Annotated in this window: 15 protein-coding genes; 5 read left to right on the top strand and 10 right to left on the bottom strand. The window is 72.1% G+C overall.

Going from position 1 to position 20,244, the window contains the following annotated elements:
- Positions 1-90 precede the first annotated feature (90 nt).
- From IE264_RS13690 to IE264_RS13670, 5 genes are all read right to left on the bottom strand, one after another.
- Complete coding sequence (locus IE264_RS13690) at positions 91-885, bottom strand: polysaccharide deacetylase family protein (protein WP_032758638.1); 795 nt, start codon at positions 883-885, stop codon at positions 91-93.
- A 422-nt stretch (positions 886-1,307) separates the two neighbouring features.
- Entirely contained in the window at positions 1,308-1,823 is a 516-nt protein-coding gene (locus IE264_RS13685) for an ATP-binding protein (protein ID WP_015611461.1), read from the bottom strand.
- Positions 1,824-2,089: 266 nt separating this feature from the next.
- Positions 2,090-2,857: an enoyl-CoA hydratase/isomerase family protein gene (locus IE264_RS13680; RefSeq protein WP_032758637.1), complete on the bottom strand. Its 768-nt coding sequence runs from the start codon at positions 2,855-2,857 to the stop codon at positions 2,090-2,092.
- A gap of 96 nt (positions 2,858-2,953) precedes the next feature.
- Positions 2,954-4,195 carry a L,D-transpeptidase gene (locus tag IE264_RS13675; RefSeq protein ID WP_032758636.1) on the bottom strand — a complete coding sequence of 414 codons (1,242 nt, stop codon included), beginning with the start codon at positions 4,193-4,195 and terminating at the stop codon, positions 2,954-2,956.
- Positions 4,196-4,475: 280 nt separating this feature from the next.
- Entirely contained in the window at positions 4,476-5,717 is a 1,242-nt protein-coding gene (locus IE264_RS13670) for a L,D-transpeptidase (RefSeq protein ID WP_032758635.1), read from the bottom strand.
- Between the two features lie 154 nt (positions 5,718-5,871).
- On the opposite strand from IE264_RS13670, the gene glgX reads away from it, so the two are divergent.
- Complete coding sequence (glgX, locus tag IE264_RS13665) at positions 5,872-8,202, top strand: glycogen debranching protein GlgX (protein WP_015611457.1); 2,331 nt, start codon at positions 5,872-5,874, stop codon at positions 8,200-8,202.
- Between the two features lie 12 nt (positions 8,203-8,214).
- On the opposite strand, the gene IE264_RS13660 is transcribed toward glgX, so the two are convergent.
- The 4 genes from IE264_RS13660 to IE264_RS13645 all read right to left on the bottom strand — a co-directional run bounded on the left by IE264_RS13660 (position 8,215) and on the right by IE264_RS13645 (position 11,999).
- Complete coding sequence (locus IE264_RS13660; protein WP_032758634.1) at positions 8,215-8,865, bottom strand: response regulator; 651 nt, start codon at positions 8,863-8,865, stop codon at positions 8,215-8,217.
- A 59-nt stretch (positions 8,866-8,924) separates the two neighbouring features.
- Positions 8,925-10,217 (bottom strand): sensor histidine kinase, encoded by a 1,293-nt coding sequence (locus IE264_RS13655; protein ID WP_051821902.1) that lies wholly within the window; start codon positions 10,215-10,217, stop codon positions 8,925-8,927.
- 62 nt (positions 10,218-10,279) lie between these two features.
- A complete protein-coding gene (locus IE264_RS13650) occupies positions 10,280-11,080 on the bottom strand; it encodes an ABC transporter permease (protein WP_032758632.1) in 801 nt (266 codons plus the stop codon).
- A 1-nt stretch (position 11,081) separates the two neighbouring features.
- The gene (locus IE264_RS13645) at positions 11,082-11,999 is read right to left on the bottom strand and encodes an ABC transporter ATP-binding protein (protein ID WP_032758631.1); all 918 of its coding nucleotides are present in this window, start codon (positions 11,997-11,999) and stop codon (positions 11,082-11,084) included.
- 206 nt (positions 12,000-12,205) lie between these two features.
- Between IE264_RS13645 and IE264_RS13640 the strand changes: the two genes are divergently transcribed.
- Entirely contained in the window at positions 12,206-14,047 is a 1,842-nt protein-coding gene (locus tag IE264_RS13640) for an ABC transporter ATP-binding protein (RefSeq protein ID WP_078657532.1), read from the top strand.
- A complete protein-coding gene (locus IE264_RS13635) occupies positions 14,044-15,933 on the top strand; it encodes an ABC transporter ATP-binding protein (protein WP_032758629.1) in 1,890 nt (629 codons plus the stop codon). The genes IE264_RS13640 and IE264_RS13635 overlap by 4 nt, the downstream gene beginning before the upstream one ends.
- A 10-nt stretch (positions 15,934-15,943) precedes the next feature.
- On the opposite strand, the gene IE264_RS13630 is transcribed toward IE264_RS13635, so the two are convergent.
- Positions 15,944-17,017 (bottom strand): FAD-dependent oxidoreductase, encoded by a 1,074-nt coding sequence (locus IE264_RS13630; protein ID WP_015611450.1) that lies wholly within the window; start codon positions 17,015-17,017, stop codon positions 15,944-15,946.
- Positions 17,018-17,137: 120 nt separating this feature from the next.
- On the opposite strand from IE264_RS13630, the gene IE264_RS13625 reads away from it, so the two are divergent.
- Both IE264_RS13625 and IE264_RS13620 read left to right on the top strand, forming a co-directional pair.
- Positions 17,138-17,728, top strand: coding sequence for a TetR/AcrR family transcriptional regulator (locus IE264_RS13625; RefSeq protein WP_032758628.1), 591 nt, complete (start codon positions 17,138-17,140; stop codon positions 17,726-17,728).
- Positions 17,729-18,177: 449 nt separating this feature from the next.
- Complete coding sequence (locus IE264_RS13620; RefSeq protein WP_032758627.1) at positions 18,178-20,220, top strand: M4 family metallopeptidase; 2,043 nt, start codon at positions 18,178-18,180, stop codon at positions 20,218-20,220.
- The last annotated feature ends 24 nt before the right edge of the window (positions 20,221-20,244 follow it).

The following is a 20,244-nucleotide window of genomic DNA, read 5'->3' as shown; positions in this document are numbered from 1 at the left end:
GCCGATTGTCGGGGTCAGATTATCGGGCCGTACGGGTGACGGAGGCGGCGGCCGGGGAGTGGGGCCCCGGACGGCGCCCCGCCCGTGACATCAGCTCAGCAGCTCGGTGGCCGTCACCGCGCGCAGCCCGCGCCGGCCGATCTCGGCGAGGAGCAGGGGCAGCGCGGCGACGGTGACCGGGCGGGCGAGGCTCAGCCCCACCACGGAGCCGTTCCGGAGCTCGCCCGTCACCTTGCGGGTGACGGCCGGTACCCCGCCCGCCAGATGGTCGAGGGACTCCACGTCGTACGAGAGGACGTGCGGGTACCCGGCCCGCCGGGCGAGCCGCTGGACGAGCGGGGTGGCGGCGGGGCCGGGCGAGGGGCGGAACCAGGTACCCATGGAGCCGGTGAGCCGGCGCAGCCGCCGGGCGCAGGCGGTGATCTCCTCGTACGCCGTGCGCTCGTCGAGGGTGGTGAGGTCCCGGTGGTTCTGGGTGTGGTTGCCGATCTCGTGGCCGCCGTCGAGGATCCGGCGGGCCATGCCGGGGTGCGCGTCGAGCCAGCTGCCGACGGCGAGGACGGTGACCCGGCCCCCGGCCCGTTCGATGCGGGCGAGCGCGGCGCGGGCGAGGTCCGGGTCGCCCCGGCCCTCGAAGGTGAGGGCGACCCGGGGCCGGTCGCGGGGGCCGTGGGTGATCAGGACGGGCTGCCCGGGGAAGCGGCGGGGCCCGGTGGGGGCGGTGGCGGAGGCGTACGGGGTGGGGGGTGCGGGCGCCCCGGCGGCCGAGGTCGTCCCACCCCCGCCGCCCCGTGTGCAGCCCGCCGCGAGGGCGGCGGCCGTGAGCAGTCCGGCCCCGGTGCCCAGCGCGTCGCGGCGGCGCATCGGCGCCTTGCGTCCGTCCATGCGCGGCCACCTCGCCTTCCCTGGAGTACCCGGGACACAGTAGAGGGGAGAGGGGTGAAATGTGACGATTGACCGATTGTCGGAATGATCTATGAATCATTCGAGGGATGCCATAAGAATGCATGGAAAGCTAGGCGAGTGACTGACCCCACCTGCGATTCAGTCAAGGAATGCCCGATTGGCCCGAGAATCACCCGAAAAGCCTCTTTGGCACCGGGGTCGCCCGTCTGCCATAGTCGGAGCCACGACCCCCATTGACCCGGGCCGAGGTCGTCACGAGCGGCCGTGAACACACCCCACATTTCACGGCCCCCACAGAAGCCCCCGCAGCGCCGCACCACGGCCGACCGGGGGCTTCTGTGCATCCCGGGGCCCCCGAAGGCACCCCCCGAGACCCTCCGCACCCCCTGCGGCCTCACGTGTCAGCGGTCGGAGATCCGCATCTCGAACCAGGTGATCTTGCCGCGCGGCAGCAGATCCACCCCCCAGCGGTCGGAGAGCTTGTCCACGAGGAAGAGCCCCCGCCCGCTGATGTCCATCTCGCGCACCGGCATCAGACACGGCAGCCCGCGCGAGGGATCACGCACCTCGATCCGGATCCAGCCCCGGCGGCGCACCATCCGTAACCCGAAGACGCGGGCACCGGTGTGGCGTACCGCGTTGCCGACGAGCTCGGAGACGAGCAGCACCGCGTACTCCGCGGTCTGCGGCGAGAGGGCCCACTGCCGGAGCACCACGCAGGAGGTGAGCCGGCGGGCGGTCGCCGCGGACTCCGGCCGCGACGGCAGCCGGACTTCCTCCTCGGTCGGATTTCCGAACAACTCCAGTGCCTTGAACGCCTGTTCGTCATCCATACCCGACGTCCAGCGTGCCGCAGTCGCGCTGCTGCGCGGTCGCGGCTGATCCACATCCTCCAGGCCCGCCATGTCCACCATCATGGACGCACACTCCGCCCTCCGGGGCCGTTCCGAGGGAATCCGCCCCCCGGAACACCCCATTCCACAAAGGGCATTTGGCATATGCCACCGGCAGGACAGTGTCTTTCACGGCCTCGGTGAGCTGCGGTGATGGACCGGGCGGGCGGGATTGCCCGAAGGGGTACGGCACCGGGCCTTAAGGTTGTCTTAAGGCCCGGATAATCCGCCCGGAGGGATGAATCCGCGTCAGAAGTGCATCCGGAACGCGCCGGCCGCGCCGCGCCCGCTCAGAGGAACTGCGCCTTGCCGGGGCCCTCCTCCACGAAGCTGCGCATCCCCCGCTCCCGGTCCTCGGTGGCGAACAGTCCGGCGAACCAGTTCCGCTCGACGGTGAGCCCGGTGTCGATGTCCGTCTCCAGTCCGGCGTCCACCGACTCCTTGGCCGCGCGCAGCGCCAGCGCGGGCCCCTTCGCCAGCTTGGCGGCCCAGGCGTGCGCCTGCTCGTAGACCTCGGCGGCGGGCACCACCCGGTCCACCAGACCGAGCGTCAGGGCCTCCTCCGCCTTGACCATGCGGCCGGTGAAGATGAGGTCCTTGGCCCGGGACGGGCCGATCAGCCGGGCCAGGCGCTGGGTGCCGCCGGCGCCCGGGATCAGCCCCAGCAGGATCTCCGGCTGGCCGAGCTTGGCGTTGTCCGCGGCGATACGGAAGTCGGCGCAGAGGGCCAGTTCGCAGCCGCCGCCGAGCGCGTAGCCGGTGACGGCGGCGACGACGGGCTTGGGGATGCGGGCGACGGCGGTGAAGGAGTCCTGGAGCGCCTTGGACCGTACGACCATCGCCGTGTGGTCCATCGCCTGCATCTCCTTGATGTCCGCACCGGCCGCGAACACCTTCTCGCCGCCGTAGAGGATCACCGCGCGCACGTCATCGCGGCGGGTGGCCTCCTCGGCGAGCTCCCGCAGCCGGTCCTGGACCGCCACGTCCAGGGCGTTCATCGGCGGCCGGTCCAGCCGGATGGTCCCGACGTTGTCGCGTACTTCGAGGGTCACAGTCATGGAGGCAGGTTAACCAGTGCTAACGCGGGCGGGCCCGGTGCCGTTGGTCACAGCACCGGGCCCGCCGGGGTCGTACGGGAAGTCGTGGAGGAAGTCCTACTTCTTCCACTCCTCCCAGTCCATGTTCCAGCCGTTGAGCCCGTTGTCGGGCGCGATCTGCTTGTCCTTGGAGTTCTTCACGATGACCACGTCACCGATGATCGACTTGTTGAAGAACCAGGCCGCCGGGGTCTGGTTGTCGTAGCCGCCCCGCACATCGCGCAGACCGACACAGCCGTGGCTGGTGTTGGTGGAGCCGAAGATGGAGGACGCGCCCCAGTAGTTGCCGTGCAGGAAGGTGCCCGAGGTGGAGAGCCGCATGGCGTGCGGCACGTCCTTGATGTCGTACTCGCCGCCGAAGCCGACGGTGTCGCCGTTCATCCGGGTCACCTTGAGCTTCTCGCTGATGACCATCTGACCGTTGTACGTGGTGGTCGCCGGGGCGCCCGCGGAGATCGGGATGTCCTTGATCTGCTCGCCGTCGCGGACGACCTTCATCCGCTTCGAGCTCGCGTCGACGGTGGAGACCTGGCTGCGGCCGATGGTGAACTGCACCTTCCTGGCCTGCTTGCCGTAGACCCCGGGCCGTCCCTCCACGCCGTCCAGGTGGAGCTCCACGGTCACCTTGGTGCCCGGCGCCCAGTACTTCTCCGGGCGGAAGTCGAGGCGGTCGTTGCCGAACCAGTGGCCCTCGATCTCGACGGCCGGATCGGCGGTGACCTTGATGGCCTTCTCCACCGCGGCGGGCTCGGTGATGCCCCGGGTGAAGTTGATCGAGACCGGCATGCCGACCCCTACGGTGGAGCCGTCCTCCGGCGTGTAGTGCCCGATGAAGGTGTTCTCCGGCACCAGCGTGGTGAAGGTGGTGTCCTTGGCCGACTCACGGCCCTTCGCGTCCTTGGCGACCGCGTGCACCGCGTACTTGGTGGCGGCGGCGAGGTGCCGCTCCGGCACCCAGCTCGCGCCGTCCGCCGCGATCTCGCCCGCGACCGCGTTGCCCTTGGGGTCCGCGACCTTGACGGTGGTCAGCTTGCCCTGCGCGGCGGTGATCTTCAGCGCGCCGCTGGTCGCCACCGACTCCGCGCCGTCCTCCGGCGCGATGGTCACCACCGCCTGCGAGGCCGTGGTGTCCTCCGCCTTCGAGCCGCTCTTTCCGCCGCCCTTGCTTCCCGCTTCCGCGTCCCCGCCGCACGCCGTCACCAGCAACAGCATGGCGCCCAGGGCCAGGGCAAGAGGCCCCGATCCGCCGCGCCGCTTCCTGCCCCCGGCCGATGCCCCCGATATCGGCTGCACGTTCACTGTGGTGTCTCCCCTCGCTGGGCCTGGCATCGCCATGGCCCGCATCCCCCGCGCGCTGCTCATACGCGCTCCACCGCAAGATAATCACACCGTGGGCGGGGTGGATCCCCTCCGGAATGTCACCGTTCCGTCCCAAGTGGCGGGGAGAGCCGTGCAGGTGGGGAGGGGTGCCGGGCGCCCCCGGGGCGGGGGCGCCGGGGGGGGCGTACGCAACGCGGGGCAGGGCGCCGCACCCGGACGGGCTCAGCGCAAAGCGGGGGCGCCGGGGAGGCGGGCGTGCTCAGCGCAGGGCGGAGCCCGCCTTCCACTTCTTCCAGCCCATGTTCCAGCCGCTGAGCCCGTTGTCCGGCGCGACCTTCTTGTCCTTCGAGTTGACGACCTCCACCACGTCCCCGATCAGGGTCCGGTCGAAGAACCAGCCGCCCGGCGTGGTGGCGCTGCCGCCCTTCGCGTCGCGCAGCCCGATGCAGCCGTGGCTGACGTTCTCCTCGCCGAAGACCTCCTCGTCGGCCCAGTAGTTGCCGTGCAGGAAGGTGCCGGAGGTGGTGAGCCGGATGGCGTGCGGGACGTCCTTGATGTCGTACTCGCCCTTGCCCTTCTTGTCCGTGAAGCCGACGGTGGCACCGTTCATCCGGGTCACCTCGTGCATCTCGGTGACGACCATCTTCCCGTTGTACGTGGTCGTCTTCGGGGCCCCCGCGGTGATCGGGACCGTGCTGACCAGCTCCCCGTCGCGGCGCACCTCCATCGTCTTGGCCTCCGCGTCGACCAGGGAGACCTGGGAGCGGCCGACGGTGAAGGTGACCTTCTTGTCCTGGCTGCCGTAGACCTCGGGGGCGCCCTCCACGTCCCGCAGTCCGATGTCCACGGTGACCTCCGTGCCCGGCTTCCAGTACTTCTGCGGGCGGAAGTCGAGCCGGTCCTTGCCGAACCAGTGGCCGACGACCTCCACCGCCGGATCGGATGTCACCCGGATGGCCTTCTGCACCGCCGCGCGGTCGGCGATGGGGCGGTTGAAGGAGAAGGAGACGATCATGCCCGTACCCACGGTGGACCGGTTCTCCGGTTTGAAGTAGCCGATGAAGCGGTGTTCGGGGACGAGCGTGGTGAACGTGGCGCGGCGCGCCGAGCGCTGTCCGGCCGCGTCCACCGCCACCGCGTCGATGCTGTACTTCGCGGCCAGGGCGAGCCGGGCCGCGCCGGGCTCCGGGTTCCAGGAGAGGCCGTCCGCGGCGATGCGCCCGGCCACGGTCTGCTGCTGGGCGTCCTCGATCCGCATCACCTTGACGCTCTCCAGCCGGCCGTCGGGGATCTTCACCCGGATCCGGGTCTCCGCGTCGACCTCCTTCGCCCCGTCCTCGGGAAAGACGCTGATCACATCCTGGGGAGAGCCCGGTTTGCCGTTGAGCAGGGCCTCTCTCGTATCGGTGCATCCGGTCAGCAGGACCAGCACGGTGAGCAGTCCTGCCCATGTCAGCACGGCGGCCGAGCCCGCCCGTGCGCTCTTCGCTACGTGGTTCACGCTCCCCCAACGAGCAGGGCCGGTCGGGGGAAACGTGAGTGCGGGGCCCGCGGTGGGCAGAACAGAGGGAAGGACTACCAGGAGAGGGCCGCGGCCGGGACGTCGCGCGCCCCCTTTCCGGTGCCCGTCCTCATGAGCCGCGGGAGGCGACACGGTGTCGAGCGCAGCCGAGCAGGAGGCAGTACAGGAACCGGCCGGGACGGCGGTGAGGCCCGGGGAACCACCGGGCGTCCCCGAACCCGGCACCGTACGTACGGAGGACTCGAACGGCCTACGCCTGGAGGCCGCGCAAGCCGTGAGCGTGGAGGCCGCGCAGGCCGTACGGGCCGAGCCCCGGGCGCCCGTCGTGTGGCCCGGGGCGCCGATGCCGCTCGGGGCCCGCTTCCGGGTCGGTCCGGACGGGGTGGCGGGCACCAACTTCGCGCTCTGGGCCGGTGGCGCCGAGGCGGTCGAGCTGTGCCTCTTCGACGAGCACGGCACCGAGACCCGCTGCCCGCTGACCGAGCTGACCCACGAGATCTGGCACGGCTTCCTGCCGGGCATCGCGCCCGGTCAGCGCTACGGCTACCGGGTGCACGGCCGCTGGGACCCCTGGACGGGCGCCCGCTGGAACGCGGCCAAGCTGCTGCTCGACCCGTACGCCCGTGCGGTCGACGGCGACTTCACCCTGCCGCCGGAGGTCTACGGGCACGTACGGGACTGGCCGGACCAGCATGTCGCCGACACCGTACGGGACAACCGGGACTCGGCTCCGTACGTGCCCAAGGGCGTCGTCGTCCACGATGACGACGACTGGGTGGAGGACCGCCGCCCCAAGACCCCGTGGGCCGACTCCGTCATCTACGAACTCCACGTACGCGGCTTCACCAAGCTCCACCCGGACATCCCGCCCGAGCTGCGCGGCACGTACGCCGGACTCGCGCACCCGGCCGCGATCGACCACCTGACCCGGCTGGGGGTGACCGCCGTCGAACTGCTGCCGGTCCACCAGTTCGCCCACGAGGACCATCTGCTGCGGCGCGGGCTGCACAACTACTGGGGCTACAACTCCATCGGCTACTTCGCCCCGCACGCCGGCTACTCCGCCTCCGGCTCGGCGGGCGGGCAGGTCGGCGAGTTCAAGCGGATGGTGCACGCCCTGCACGGCGCCGGGATCGAGGTCATCCTCGACGTCGTCTACAACCACACCGCCGAGGCCGGCGAGCTGGGCCCGATGCTCTCGCTGCGCGGCATCGACAACCGCGGCTACTACCGCCTCCAGAACGACCCCCGCCGCTACGCCGACTACACCGGCTGCGGCAACACCCTCCACGTGGTCCAGCCGCAGGTGCTGCGGCTCATCACCGACTCGCTGCGCTACTGGGTCACCGAGATGGGCGTCGACGGCTTCCGCTTCGACCTCGCGGCGGCCCTGGCCCGCTCGATGCACGACGTCGACATGCTCTCCCCGTTCCTCGCGGTGATCGCCCAGGACCCGGTGCTGCGCCGGGTCAAGCTGATCGCCGAGCCGTGGGACGTCGGCAACGGCGGCTACCAGGTGGGGGCCTTCCCGCCCCTGTGGACCGAGTGGAACGACCGCTACCGCGACGCCGTACGGGACTACTGGCGCGGCGCGCTCCCCGACGTACGGGATCTCGGCTACCGGCTGACCGGCTCCAGCGACCTGTACGCCTGGGGCGGCCGCCGCCCGTACGCCTCGGTCAACTTCGTCACCGCCCACGACGGCTTCACCCTGCGCGACCTCGTGAGCTACGAGCAGAAGCACAACGAGGCCAACGGCGAGGGCAACCGGGACGGGACGAGCGACAACCGGGCGTGGAACTGCGGGGCCGAGGGCGAGACCGCCGACCCGGAGATCAACGCGCTGCGCCGCCGCCAGCTCCGCAACCTGCTCACCACGCTGCTCCTCTCCACCGGGGTGCCGATGCTGGTGGCGGGCGACGAGATGGGCCGTACGCAGGGCGGCAACAACAACGCCTACTGCCAGGACAACGAGATCGGCTGGCTGGACTGGTCGCTGCTGGAGCAGCCCGAGTGGCGGGGACTGACCGAGCTGACGGCCCGGGTGCTGAAGCTGCGCCACACCCATCCGGTGCTGCGCCGCCGCGCGTTCTTCTCCGGCCGGGCCCAGGCGCCGGACGGGCTGCGGGACCTGGCGTGGTTCACCCGGGACGGCCGGGAGATGACGGAGGGCGACTGGTACGCGCCCGCCGCCACGCTCGGCCTCTACCTCTCGGGCCGGGACATCCCGGGGCGGGACGCACGCGGCGAGCCGGTCACCGACGACAGCTTCCTCGCCGTCCTGCACGCGGGCGCGGAACCGGTCGCCTTCGAGCTGCCGGGGGCCCCGTGGGCGGCGGCGTACGAACTGGTCCTGGACACCTCCCGGGAGGACCAGGCCGAGCCGCCCGGCACGGTCCTCGAAGGCGGTACGGAGATGACGGTCCCGGCCCGCTCGGTGCTGCTCCTGCGGGTGACCGCGTAACAGGAAGGGGAATCAGCCGAGGATGCCCCGGTCGTAGCCGACGGCGACGGCCGCGGCCCGGTCCTTGGCGCCGAGCTTGGCGAAGATGTGGGTGAGGTGGGTCTTCACGGTCGCCTCGCTGATGAAGAGTTCGGCGGCGATCTCCCGGTTGGTGGTCCCCCGCGCCACCAGCACCAGCACCTCGCGCTCCCGGGCGGAGAGGGGCGCGTCGGCGGGGGCGGCGGGGGTGCGGACCCGGGTCATCAGCCGGGAGGCGACGGCGGGCGACAGGACGCTGCGCCCGTCGGCGGCGGCCCGGACGGCGGCGAACAGCTCCTCGCGCGGGGCGTCCTTGAGCAGATAGCCGGTGGCGCCCGCCTCGATCGCGGGGAGGGTGTCGGAGTCGGTGTCGTACGTGGTCAGCACCAGGACCTGGGAACGGGCCCCGCGCCGGGTCAGCTCGGCGATGGCGGCCACTCCCCCGCCGCCGGGCATCCGCAGGTCCATCAGGACGACGTCGGGGTCCAGGCGTTCGACGACGGCGAGGGCCTCGACACCGTCGGCCGCCTCGCCGAGGACCTCGAAGCCGGGTTCGGCGGTGAACATGCCGCGCAGCCCGTCCCGGACGACGGGGTGGTCGTCGGCGAGGACCAGGGTGATGGTGCGGGCGGGGTTCTCGGTCATGGCACGGGCCACCGTACGGCCCGTCGCAGCCGCCTGGCCAGCGGTCACCGTACGGCCGCTCACGCCTGCCTGACCAGGGGGACCCGGGCCGAGACCGCCGTGCCGCCGCCCGGCTCCGACTCCACCTCGACCGTGCCCGCGATGCGTTCCGCGCGGGCCCGCATGCCACCGAGGCCGAATCCGCCGGTGCGGCCGGCCGGGGTGGCCGCCGCGGGGTCGAAGCCGCGGCCGTCGTCCCGTACGTCCAGGGTCAGTTCGTCGTCCATGAAGGAGAGCGTGACCCCGACCCGTGAGGCCCCGGCGTGCCGCCCCGCGTTGGCCAGGGCCTCGCCCGCGATGCGCAGGAGGGTGGCGGCGACCTCGTCGTGGACCGGTTCGGCGGTGCCGGTGACGGTGAAGTCGGCCCGTACGCGGTGCTGTTCGGCCCAGGTGGCGACGGTCTTCTCCAGGGCGCCGGTCAGCTCGTCGTGCTCCAGGGCGACGGGGGCCAGGTTGTGGACGGAGCGGCGGGCCTCGCCGAGACTGTGGCGGGCGAGGGCGGCGGCCCTCTCCAGGTGGACGCGGGCAGTCCGCGGATCGCGGTCCGTGAGGGAGGTGACGACCTGGAGCTGGGCGATGATCCCGGTGAGGCCCTGGGCGAGGGTGTCGTGGATCTCGGCTGCGAGCCGGCGCCGCTCGTCGTCGACGCCGGCCTCCCGGGCCTGGACGAGGAGCTGGGCGTGCAGGGCCGCGTTCTCCGCCATGGCCGCCTCCAGCCGGAGGTTGGTCCGCTCCAGCTCGGCGATGGTCGCGGCCTGGACGCGGGCCTTCTCCTCCTCCCGCAGGCCGACCTGCCAGAAGAAGAGGGCGAGGGTGGCGTTGACGACGTACAGCACGGCGAAGGCGACCCAGTTCATCAGGGAGGGGGGCGGCAGGCCGCCGCTCTGCGAACCGGCCAGGGTGACGGCGGTGGTGAGCAGCCCGGCGCGGACGAAGCGCTTGGGCAGCAGGGGTTCGACGTCGAAGTAGCTGAGCGCCGCGTAGATCGCGAAGAACGGGTTGAGCCAGGACAGCGCGAAGGCGAGGGCGGTCCTCGCGGTGTAGTAGGCCACCCCGGCCGGGGCTCCCGGAGCGGTACGCGGGCGGGCCCGGCCCCACCAGACCTGGAGCCCGTACGCCGCGACGGTCAGGACCCCGGCCGCGTACATCTCGGTGCGGGTCATGATCAGGTCGGCGGCGACGGCCCCGACGAGGGTGGCGAGGGTGAGGACGGCGTAGGGCCCGTACCGGTAGAACTGCTCCCAGCGCTGCTCGGCCGTGACGGGGGTCGCCGGTCCCGGCACGTAGGGGGTGCGGCGGGGCGAGGACGTCATGCGGGCAGTCTCCCCCGGCCGCACCGGGTCCACCACGGCCGCCGCCCCGCCCCCGCCCCCACTCACTGCCACCGGAACATTCGGCTCGCGGCGACGCCCGTGACGGCGGTCCACAGGGCGAGGACCCCGAGGTGGATCCAGCCCGGCCAGCTCCCGGACGCGGCCTGCTCCAGCGCCTGGGAGGCGGCCCCGAACGGGGTGATCTCCACGACGCGGCGCAGGATGTCGGGCATCGCCTGGACGGGCAGCCAGACCCCGGCGGTGAACATCATCACCAGGTAGGCGACCGAGCCGACCGCGGTGGCCGCCTTCGCCGTCCGGGACAGGGCGCAGATCGTGGCGCCCAGGCAGAGCGCGGCGGCGGCGGAGAGCAGCAGCGCCAGCAGATATCCGGCGGGCTGTCCGGGCAGCGGGACCCCGTAGGCGGTCCGGCCGACGACGGTGACGAGGAGCGCGGAGCCGAGGCAGGCCGCGCCGTGCAGCAGGATCTGGGCGGCGAGCAGGGCGGAGGGCCGCACCGGGGTGGCGGACATCCGGCGCAGGATGCCGCGCTCGCGGTAGGCGGTGAGGACCGGCGGCATCGCCTGGACCCCCGCCGTGATCATGGCGAGCAGGATCGAGATGGGGACGTACAGGTCGATGACGCGCCGGCCGCCGAGGTCGTCCTGCGCCTCCTTGAAGGCGGGCACGAAGCCGAGGATCACCAGGAGGACGGAGGGGAAGGCGAAGACCCAGAACAGGCTGCCCGGTTCACGGAGGAAGAGCCGGGCCTCGGCGATCAGGACGGCGGCGGCGGGTCCGCGTCGCCGGGCGGCGCTGGGCCCCGGGGCGGTGGCCGGTGCGGTGGTGGTCCCGGTCTGCATGTCAGGCGTCCTGTTCGGTGAGATCGAGAAAGGCTTCGTCGAGGCTGGTCCCGGTGATGCGCAGCCGCCGGGCGGTGACGCCGAGTTCGGCGAGCAGGGCGACGAACGGGGTGACCGAGTCGTCGGTGCCGTGCAGGGTGAGCGTCCCCTCGCTGTCGGGCGGGGTCACGGACGCGACGCCGGGAAGCGCGGTGAGCCGGGTGAGGTCGGGGCCGGTGAGCGCCCGGGAGGGCACGAAGGAGATGACGGTGGAGCCGGTGGCCCGCCGGATCAGCCCGGCCGGGGTGTCCAGGGCGACGACCTTGCCCCGGTCGATGACGGCGATACGGTCGCAGAGGCGCTGGGCCTCCTCCATGAAGTGGGTGACGAGCAGGACGGTCACCCCGCCGTCGCGGATCTCCTCGATGAGCTTCCAGGTGTCGCGGCGGGCGCGCGGGTCCAGGCCGGTGGTCAGCTCGTCGAGGACGACGACCTTCGGGTCGCCGATCAGGGCGAGCGCGATGAACAGGCGCTGCTTCTGGCCGCCGGAGAGCTTGGCGAAGCGGGTGGTGAGCTTCTCTTCGAGGCCGAGCCGGGCGGCTAGCGGGCGCCAGTCGGCGGGGGCCGGGTAGAACGCGCTGTACAGCTCCAGTGCCTCCCGTACGGTCAGTTTGGCCTGGAGCTCGCTCTCCTGGAGCTGGGCGCCGAGCAGCTGGGTCACCCGGTCGTGGTCGGCGACGGGGTCGAGCCCGGCGACCTTCACGGTGCCCGCGTCGGGGATGCGCAGGCCCTCCACGCATTCGACGGTGGTGGTCTTGCCGGCCCCGTTGGGTCCGAGGATGCCGAAGATCTCGCCCTCGTCGACGGAGAAGGAGACGCCGTCGACCACAGGGCGGCCCGCGTAGGTCTTGCGCACCGCGTCGACTTCGATGATTGCCATGCCCACCAGGGTTCCGGCGGGCGGGGGCGGGCGGTATCCGTCATCACGCCCGACGTCCCATCAGCCGATCGGTTGACCCGGGGGTACGACCGGCGGCCGCGGCGCGGGGCCCGGTCTGGTCCTGTCCAGGTCCTGTCCTGCCCTGTCCCGTCGCGGCCGAAAATTGGGAGGACCGATGTCAGTGGTGAAACGTACAGTCGGCCCTGATGCCCGAAAAGCCTGCAGAGCGCACGGACCGGTCCGCCGTGCGCTCCCTCCTGCGTCTGTGGCCCTATGTCCGCCCGGTACGGCTCCGCCTGTTCACCGCCGCCTTCGTGGCGATCCTGGCGTCCTGTCTGTCGCTCGTGATCCCGCTGATCCTGAAGTGGATGGTGGACGGGCCCGTGGCCGACCGGGACCCGGGCGGCGTCTGGCTGGGCGCGCTGTACCTGCTGCTGCTCGGCATCGCGGAGGCCGTGCTGTTCGGATTCCGGCGGTGGCTGGTGGCGCGGCCGCTGGCCGGGGTCGAGGCGTCGATGCGGGCGGACCTCTACCGCCATCTGCAGCGGCTGCCGGTGGCCTTCCACGACCGCTGGCCCTCGGGCCAGCTGCTGTCGCGCGGTACGACGGACCTGATGCTGCTGCGGATGTTCCTGGCGTTCCCGCTGACCTTCCTGGTCGTCAACGCGGCGACGATCCTGGTCGGTTTCGTCATCCTGTTCGCCCAGGACTGGTCGCTCGGCCTGGTGCTGCTGGCACCGGCGGTGCCGCTGATCGTCCTGTGCTCGGTGTTCGAGACGAAGTACTCGCTGGTGGCCCGGAAGGCCCAGGACCAGGTCGGCGATCTGACCACGGTCGTCGAGGAGAGCGTGCTCGGCATCCGGATCGTCAAGGGCTTCGGCCGCCACCGCAGCCAGGCGCTCGCCTTCCGGGCGCTCTCGCAGCGGCTGCGCACCACGGAGCTGGGCAAGGCCCGGCTGCTCGCCGGGATCTGGGCGCTCATCACCGCCATCCCGGAGCTGGCGATCGGGGCGGCGCTGGTCCTCGGCACGATCCAGGTGGCGGACGGCTCGCTGTCGGCCGGCACCCTGGTCGCCTTCCTCTCGACGGCTCTCGCGCTGCGGTGGCCGGTGGAGTCGATCGGTTTCCTGCTGGCGATGAGCCAGGAGTCGGCGACCGCGACGGACCGGTTCTTCGAGGTGATGGACGTGGCGGAGGAGCACGGGGTGGCCGCCGCCCGTGCGGACGCGCCGGACGCGCCCGCCGGGATGGTGTTCGAGGGGGTGGAGTTCCGCTACCCGGACGCGGAACCGGGCTCCCCGCCCGTCCTGGCCCGGATCGACCTGCATGTGCGGCCCGGCGAGACGATGGCCCTGGTGGGCGGTACGGGCTCCGGCAAGACGACTCTCACCGCGCTGGTCCCCCGGCTGCACGAGGTGACCGGCGGGCGGATCACGCTGGACGGCGAGGACATCGCCACGATGGAACGTTCGCGGCTGCGGGAGCTGGTGTCGGTGGCGTTCGAGGAGCCGACGCTGTTCTCGGCCACGGTCGGCGAGAACGTGCGGATGGGCGCCGAGGACGCGGACGAGGAGCAGGTGCGGCGGGCGCTCGCGGTGGCGCAGGCCGACTTCGTGCACCGGCTGCCGCAGGGCCTGGACACGGAGGTCGGCGAGCAGGGGCTGAGCCTCTCCGGCGGCCAGCGCCAACGCCTGGCCCTGGCGCGTGCGGTGGTGGGCCAACCGCGCTTCCTGGTGCTGGACGACCCGCTCTCGGCGCTCGACGTGCACACCGAGACGCTGGTGGAGGCGGCGCTGCGGCAGGTGCTGGAGGAGACCACGGCGGTGGTGGTGGCGCACCGCCCCTCGACCGTGATGCTCGCGGACCGGGTGGCGCTGCTGTCGGAGGGCCGGATCACGGCGGTGGGCACGCATCAGGAGCTGCTGCGGTCGAACGCGGAGTACGCGTGGCTGATGTCGGGGGCCGAGCCTGGTGGCGGCCCCGACCCGCTGACCACCGAGACCCTTGCCCCCGCCCAGCAGGTACCCGTCGAGGAGGGCACCCGATGACCACGACCACCGACGACGCCGCGCGCACCGCCTCAGGTGACGACGGCACACCGGAGCCCGGACAGAAGGCACAGGCACCCGCACCGGAGGTGGCCGGCGACCCCTTCGACCAGGACGACCTGCCCGCACCGCGCGGCGCGACCGGGGCGCTTCTCCGCTCCCTGCTCAGGCCGATGCGCGGCCGGGTGGCGGTGGCCGCACTGCTGCTGGTGGTCCAGCAGGCGGCGGTGCAGGCGGGGCCGCTGCTGGTGGCGTACGCGATCGACAGCGGGGTCCCGGCGTTCCGGGACCACGACTACGGGCCCCTGATCGCGGTCGCCATCGGCTACGCGCTCTGTTCCCTGGGCGCGGGGATGCTCCAGTACGCGTTCATCCGGGGCTCCGCACGCATCAACCAGGACGCGCTGCTGGACCTGCGCGGCCGGATCTTCCGGCACGCCCAGGCGCTCAGCGTGGACTTCCACGAGCGCTACACCTCGGGGCGGCTGATCTCCCGCTCCACCACGGACGTCGAGTCGTTGCAGGAGCTGCTGAGCGAGGGGCTCCAGGAACTGATCAACGTGATCCTCTCGTTCGTGTCGATCTCGCTGGTCCTGCTCTGGCTGGACTTCGGCATCGGGGCGATCGCGACGCTCTCCTTCGTACCGCTGTATCTGCTGGTACGGCTCTACCGGCGGCGGGCGGCCGTCGTGTACGGGGCGCGGTCGACGGCGATCGCGTCGGTGATCGTCAAGTTCGCGGAGACCATGAACGGCATCCGGCCGGTCCAGGCGTTCCGCCGGGAGCGGTCCAACGACGCCGCGTTCGGCTCGCTCAACCATGTGCACGAGCGGCGCAACGGTGACGCGCTCCTGGAGATGGCCCGCTATGTCGTCGGCTCCCGCCTGGTCGCCAACACGGCGGTCGCCGGGATGGTCCTGTGGGGCGCCTACCGGGTGGCCGACGGGACTCTGGCGCTCGGGGTGCTGGCCGCGGCGGTGCTCTATCTGCGCCGGCTCTACGACCCGATCGACCGGCTCGGGATGTTCCTCAACTCCTACCAGTCGGCGGCGGCCTCGCTGGAGAAGATCGCGGGCCTGCTGGCCCAGACCCCGACCGTCCCGGCCGCGGCGGACCCCAAGGAGCTGCCCGCCCGCTCCGGCGGCCACCCGGGCCGGGAGGTCGTCTTCGACGGGGTGCGGTTCGCCTACCGTACGGGCGGCGAGGTGCTGCCCACCTTCGACCTGCGCATCCCGGCGGGCGGGACGGTGGCGGTCGTCGGCTCGACGGGCGCGGGCAAGTCGACCCTGGCCAAGCTGCTGGCCCGGTTCTACGACCCGACCGACGGCCGGGTCCTGCTGGACGGCGTGGACCTGCGCGACCTCTCCACGGCCGAGCTGCGCAAGGGCGTGGTGATGGTGACCCAGGAGGCGTTCCTGTTCTCCGGGACGGTCGCGGAGAACATCGCGATCGGCCGCCCGGACGCCACCCCCGACGAGATCGAACAGGCGGCGAAGGCGATCGGCGCGCACGACTTCATCGCCGCGCTGCCCGAGGGCTACGACACCGACGTACGCAAGCGGGGCGGCCGGATCTCCGCGGGCCAGCGCCAGCTGGTCGCCTTCGCCCGCGCCCTGCTGGCGGACCCGGCGGTGCTGATCCTGGACGAGGCGACCAGCTCCCTGGACATCCCCGGCGAGCGGGCGGTGCAGCGCGCCATGGACACGGTGCTGCACGGCCGCACAGCGGTGGTGATCGCCCACCGGCTGTCCACCGTGGAGATCGCGGACCGGGTGCTGGTGATGGAGGGCGGCCGGATCGTGGAGGACGGCGCACCGGCCGAACTGATCGGCGGCACGGGGCGGTTCGCGGGGCTGCACCGGACGTGGAAGGACAGCCTGGTCTGACGCCCCGTCCTCACCCCGGCAGCAGCCGTACCGCCCCGTTCCGCAGCCGGGTCCGTTCCGTGGACATGAAGCGGTGCAGGGTCCGGGAGGCGAAGGCGGTCCGCTGGGCGCTGCGGCGGCGTTCGCGGTCGTAGGCGCGCAGGGCGGCGGGGAGCGGTGCTGCGGTGACCGCCCGGGTCAGGGCGTCCGCGTCCAGGATCGCGGTGCAGGCGCCCTGGCCGAGGTTGGGGGTCATGGCGTGGGCCGCGTCGCCGACCAGTGCGACGGGGCCCGTTGCGGCGCCGGTGGAGACGAAAGTGGGCAGCGCCGGGTACAGGTGGCGCATCTCGTAGCGGATCCAGGTGTCCGGGTCGGTGGCGTCCAGGATGCGCGGGATCGGGTCGTGCCAGCCGGCGAAGGAGGCGCGCAGCTCGTCGGCGGTGGTCGCGGCGGGGACGGTGGCGTACCAGTTGGTGCGGCCCGGCTCCACCGGGGTCAGCCCGAAGAAGCGGCCGCTGCCCCAGGTCTCGCCGTGGACGGGGCTCTCGAAGTCGGCGATGCCGATCCAGGCGACGGTTCCGACCGGGCGCGGGCCGCTGCGGTCGCCGAAGCGGGCGGTGCGTACGGCGCTGCGGATGCCGTCGGCGCCGACCACCAGGTCCTGCGTGGCCGTCAGGGCGCTCACCTCGGTGACGGTCTCCCCGAGCTTGATCTGTACGTCCCCGAAGGCGTCCAGGCCCGCGAGCAGGGCGTCGAGCAAGTAGGGGCGGGAGATGAGGAGTTCGGGGCGGCCTGCTTTCTTCTCGATGCGCTCCAGGGGGAGGCGGGCCAGCGTGTGGCCGTCCGGGGTGCGGATGCGGGCGTTCCGGTAGGGCACCGCGTGGTCGCGCAGGGCCTCCCCGACGCCGAGCCGGTCGAGCGCCGACTGTGCGGTGGGGTGGATACCGAAGGCGGCGCCGTACCGCTCCAGTTCGGTGCGGCGCTCCAGCACGGTCACCGCCCAGCCCGCCCGGCGCAGCCCGATCGCGGTCGCCAGGCCCCCGATGCCCGCCCCGACGACGGTTGCCGTCCCGGGCCCTGCCCCTGTTCCCTCACGCGCTGCCATGCCGTACTCCCGAAGCTCGTCCGGCCGGTGCGAACAACCACCACATCCGTGGTACCACGCCTGGGGTAGCATCGGCAAGGAAGGGGTCGGGCCGCAGCGGTACGGACAGAGGGAGCGCGCGTGAATCCTGACCGGCGCGACCGGCTGCGCGACGCGGCCATCGCCGTACTGGCCGAGGAGGGCGGGCGCGGCCTCACCCACCGGGCCGTGGACCGGGCGGCCGAGGTGCCGGACGGGACCACCAAGAACTACTTCCCGACCCGGGACGCGGTGCTGCGGGCGGTGGCCGAACGGTGTCTGGAGCAGTACCTCGCCCTCACCGCCCAGCTCGCCGCCGGGCCGGGACCGGCCGACCGCGAGGGGCTGACCGCCCTGTTCCGCACCCTCCTGGAGAACGTCGCCGGACCCGGCCGCCCCCGGCTGCTCGCCTGTCTGGAGCTCCAGGCGGAGGCGGCCCGGCGCCCGTGGCTCTCGGCCCTCCTCGACCCGATGGCGAGCGGCGACTTCGCGGGGTTCGAGGCGGCCCAGCGCTCCGCCGGACTCCCCGTCACCCCACAGCGGGCGGCCACCGTCACCCTCGCGCTGCACGCGGCGATCCCGCATCTGCTGGCGGACGGGCCGGGCACCCTGGCGGCGGCGGGGCTGGACGACCTGGACCGGTTCGTACGGGGGCTCCTGGACGCGGTCTACCCGGCGGACCGCCCGGCCTGACGGGGCCCACCCCGCTCCGACGGGGCCTCACCCCCCAGACCCGCCCGGGGCCGGGCGGGGCCTCACCCCTCAGGCCCGCTCGACCCCGACTCACGGACGACGCGGTTCCGCTGGCGGGATCTGGCCAGAACCCATCCCCGTCTCACCAGGTGGGCTGTAACCGGTTCCGCACCCGCCGTTCGATTGTGCCCCCTCGGCACCGAACCTGTGCCCACCCTGTGAATACGGGCCTTCGCACACCCCGGCAACACCCCGGCAATGATCGGCGAAACGTCCGCTTAACGAACATGACCTTTCCGGCAACGAACGAATTCCGGCCAAGTTGTTGACGCGCTCCTGACAGGTATACGCATCTGCTGACACTCTTCACCCCGTTCTGCGCACCGCCTGCACTGTCCCGGACGGCTCGTCCAGCGCCGCCGGTAACCCCCCTCGCAGAAGGAGTCCGCGTGAGATCCACGCCCAGCCGTCGCGCCACCGCGACCGGCGCTCTGATAGCCGCAGCAGCCATGATCGCCGTCGGACTGCAGTCCGGCTCCGCCACCGCCACCCCGACGTCCATCACCCCGGCCGGCGGCGTCACCGCCGGCAGCACGGTGGACACGGGTTCGCTCCCCGCCAAGCTCTCCCCCGCCCAGCGCGCCGAACTCCTCAGCGAGGCCAACGCCACCAAGGCGGCCACCGCCAAGGAGCTCGGGCTCGGCGCCACGGAGAAGCTCGTCGTCCGTGATGTCGCCCAGGACCGGGACGGCACCACGCACACCCGCTACGAGCGCACCCTCGACGGGCTCCCCGTCCTCGGCGGCGACCTGGTGGTCCAGGAGACCACGGCCGGGCAGACCCTCAGCGTCACCAAGGCGTCGAAGGCGACCACCGCGCAGCTGAAGGCCGTCGGCCTCACCGCCGACGTGGCCCCGGCCGCCGCCGAGAAGCAGGCGCTCGGTGCGGCGAAGGCCGAGGGCTCGAAGGCGACGGAGGCGGAGAACGCGCCGCGCAAGGTCGTCTGGCTGGGCAGCGGCTCCCCGCAGCTCGCGTACGAGACGGTCGTCGGCGGACTCCAGCACGACGGCACCCCGAACGAGCTGCACGTCATCACCGACGCGACCTCCGGCGAGAAGCTGTACGAGTACCAGGCGGTCCACAACGGGACCGGCAACACCCAGTACAGCGGCCAGGTGACGCTGGGCACCGCGCCCTCGTACACGCTGACCGACACCACGCGCGGCAACCACAAGACGTACAACCTCAACCGGGGCACCTCCGGCACCGGCACCCTGTTCTCCAAGTCGACCGACGTCTGGGGCAACGGCACCCCCCAGAACGCCGAGACGGCAGGCGCCGACGCCCACTACGGCGCCGCGCTCACCTGGGACTACTTCAAGAACGTGCACGGCCGCAACGGCCTGCGCGGAGACGGTGTCGGCGCGTACTCCCGCGTCCACTACGGCAACAACTACGTCAACGCCTTCTGGCAGGACAGCTGCTTCTGCATGACGTACGGCGACGGCGACGGCAACGTCAAGCCGCTGACCTCCATCGACGTGGCCGCCCACGAGATGACCCACGGCCTGACCTCGGTCACGGCCAAGCTGGTCTACAGCGGTGAGTCCGGCGGCCTCAACGAGGCGACGTCCGACATCTTCGCGGCCGCCGTCGAGTTCAACGCGAACAACTCCCAGGACCAGGGCGACTACCTGGTCGGCGAGAAGATCGACATCCGTGGCAACGGCACCCCGCTGCGCTACATGGACAAGCCGAGCAAGGACGGCAGCTCCAAGGACGCCTGGTACTCCGGCATCGGCGGCATCGACGTCCACTACTCCTCGGGCCCGGCCAACCACTGGTACTACCTGCTCTCCGAGGGCAGCGGCACCAAGACGATCAACGGTGTCAACTACGACTCCCCGACCTCCGACGGACTGCCGGTCACCGGCATCGGCCGGGACAAGGCGTCGCTGATCTGGTTCAAGGCGCTCACCACCAAGTTCACCTCGACGACCAACTACGCCGCTGCCCGCACCGGCACGCTCGCGGTCGCCAGTGAGCTGTACGGCGCCACCAGCCCCGAGTACGCGGCCGTGGCCCACGCCTGGGCCGGCATCAACGTGGGTGCCCGTCCCGGCGGCGGCGACCCCGACCCGGGTGGCAAGGTCTTCGAGAACAACACCGTCGTCAACATCCCGGACGCGGGCGCGGCCGTCACCAGCGCGGTCAACGTCACCGGCATCACCGGCAACGCCCCCAGCGCCCTCAAGGTGGACGTGAACATCACGCACACCTGGCGCGGTGACCTGGTCATCGACCTGCTGGCCCCGGACGGCAGCGCCTACCGGCTGAAGAACTCCTCCTCCGGCGACTCCGCGGACAACGTGGTGGCGACCTACACGGTCAACGCCTCGTCCGAGGTGGCCAACGGCCAGTGGAGGCTGCGGGTCCAGGATGTCGCGCGCCAGGACACCGGCCGCATCAACAGCTTCAAGCTCACCTTCTGACCCCACGGGATCGCTGCAACACCG

Source organism: Streptomyces microflavus (genome assembly GCF_014650075.1).
Lineage (GTDB): Bacteria > Actinomycetota > Actinomycetes > Streptomycetales > Streptomycetaceae > Streptomyces > Streptomyces microflavus.
Note: the sequence above shows the minus strand (reverse complement) of the source record. Positions and strands in the feature narration are given on the sequence as shown.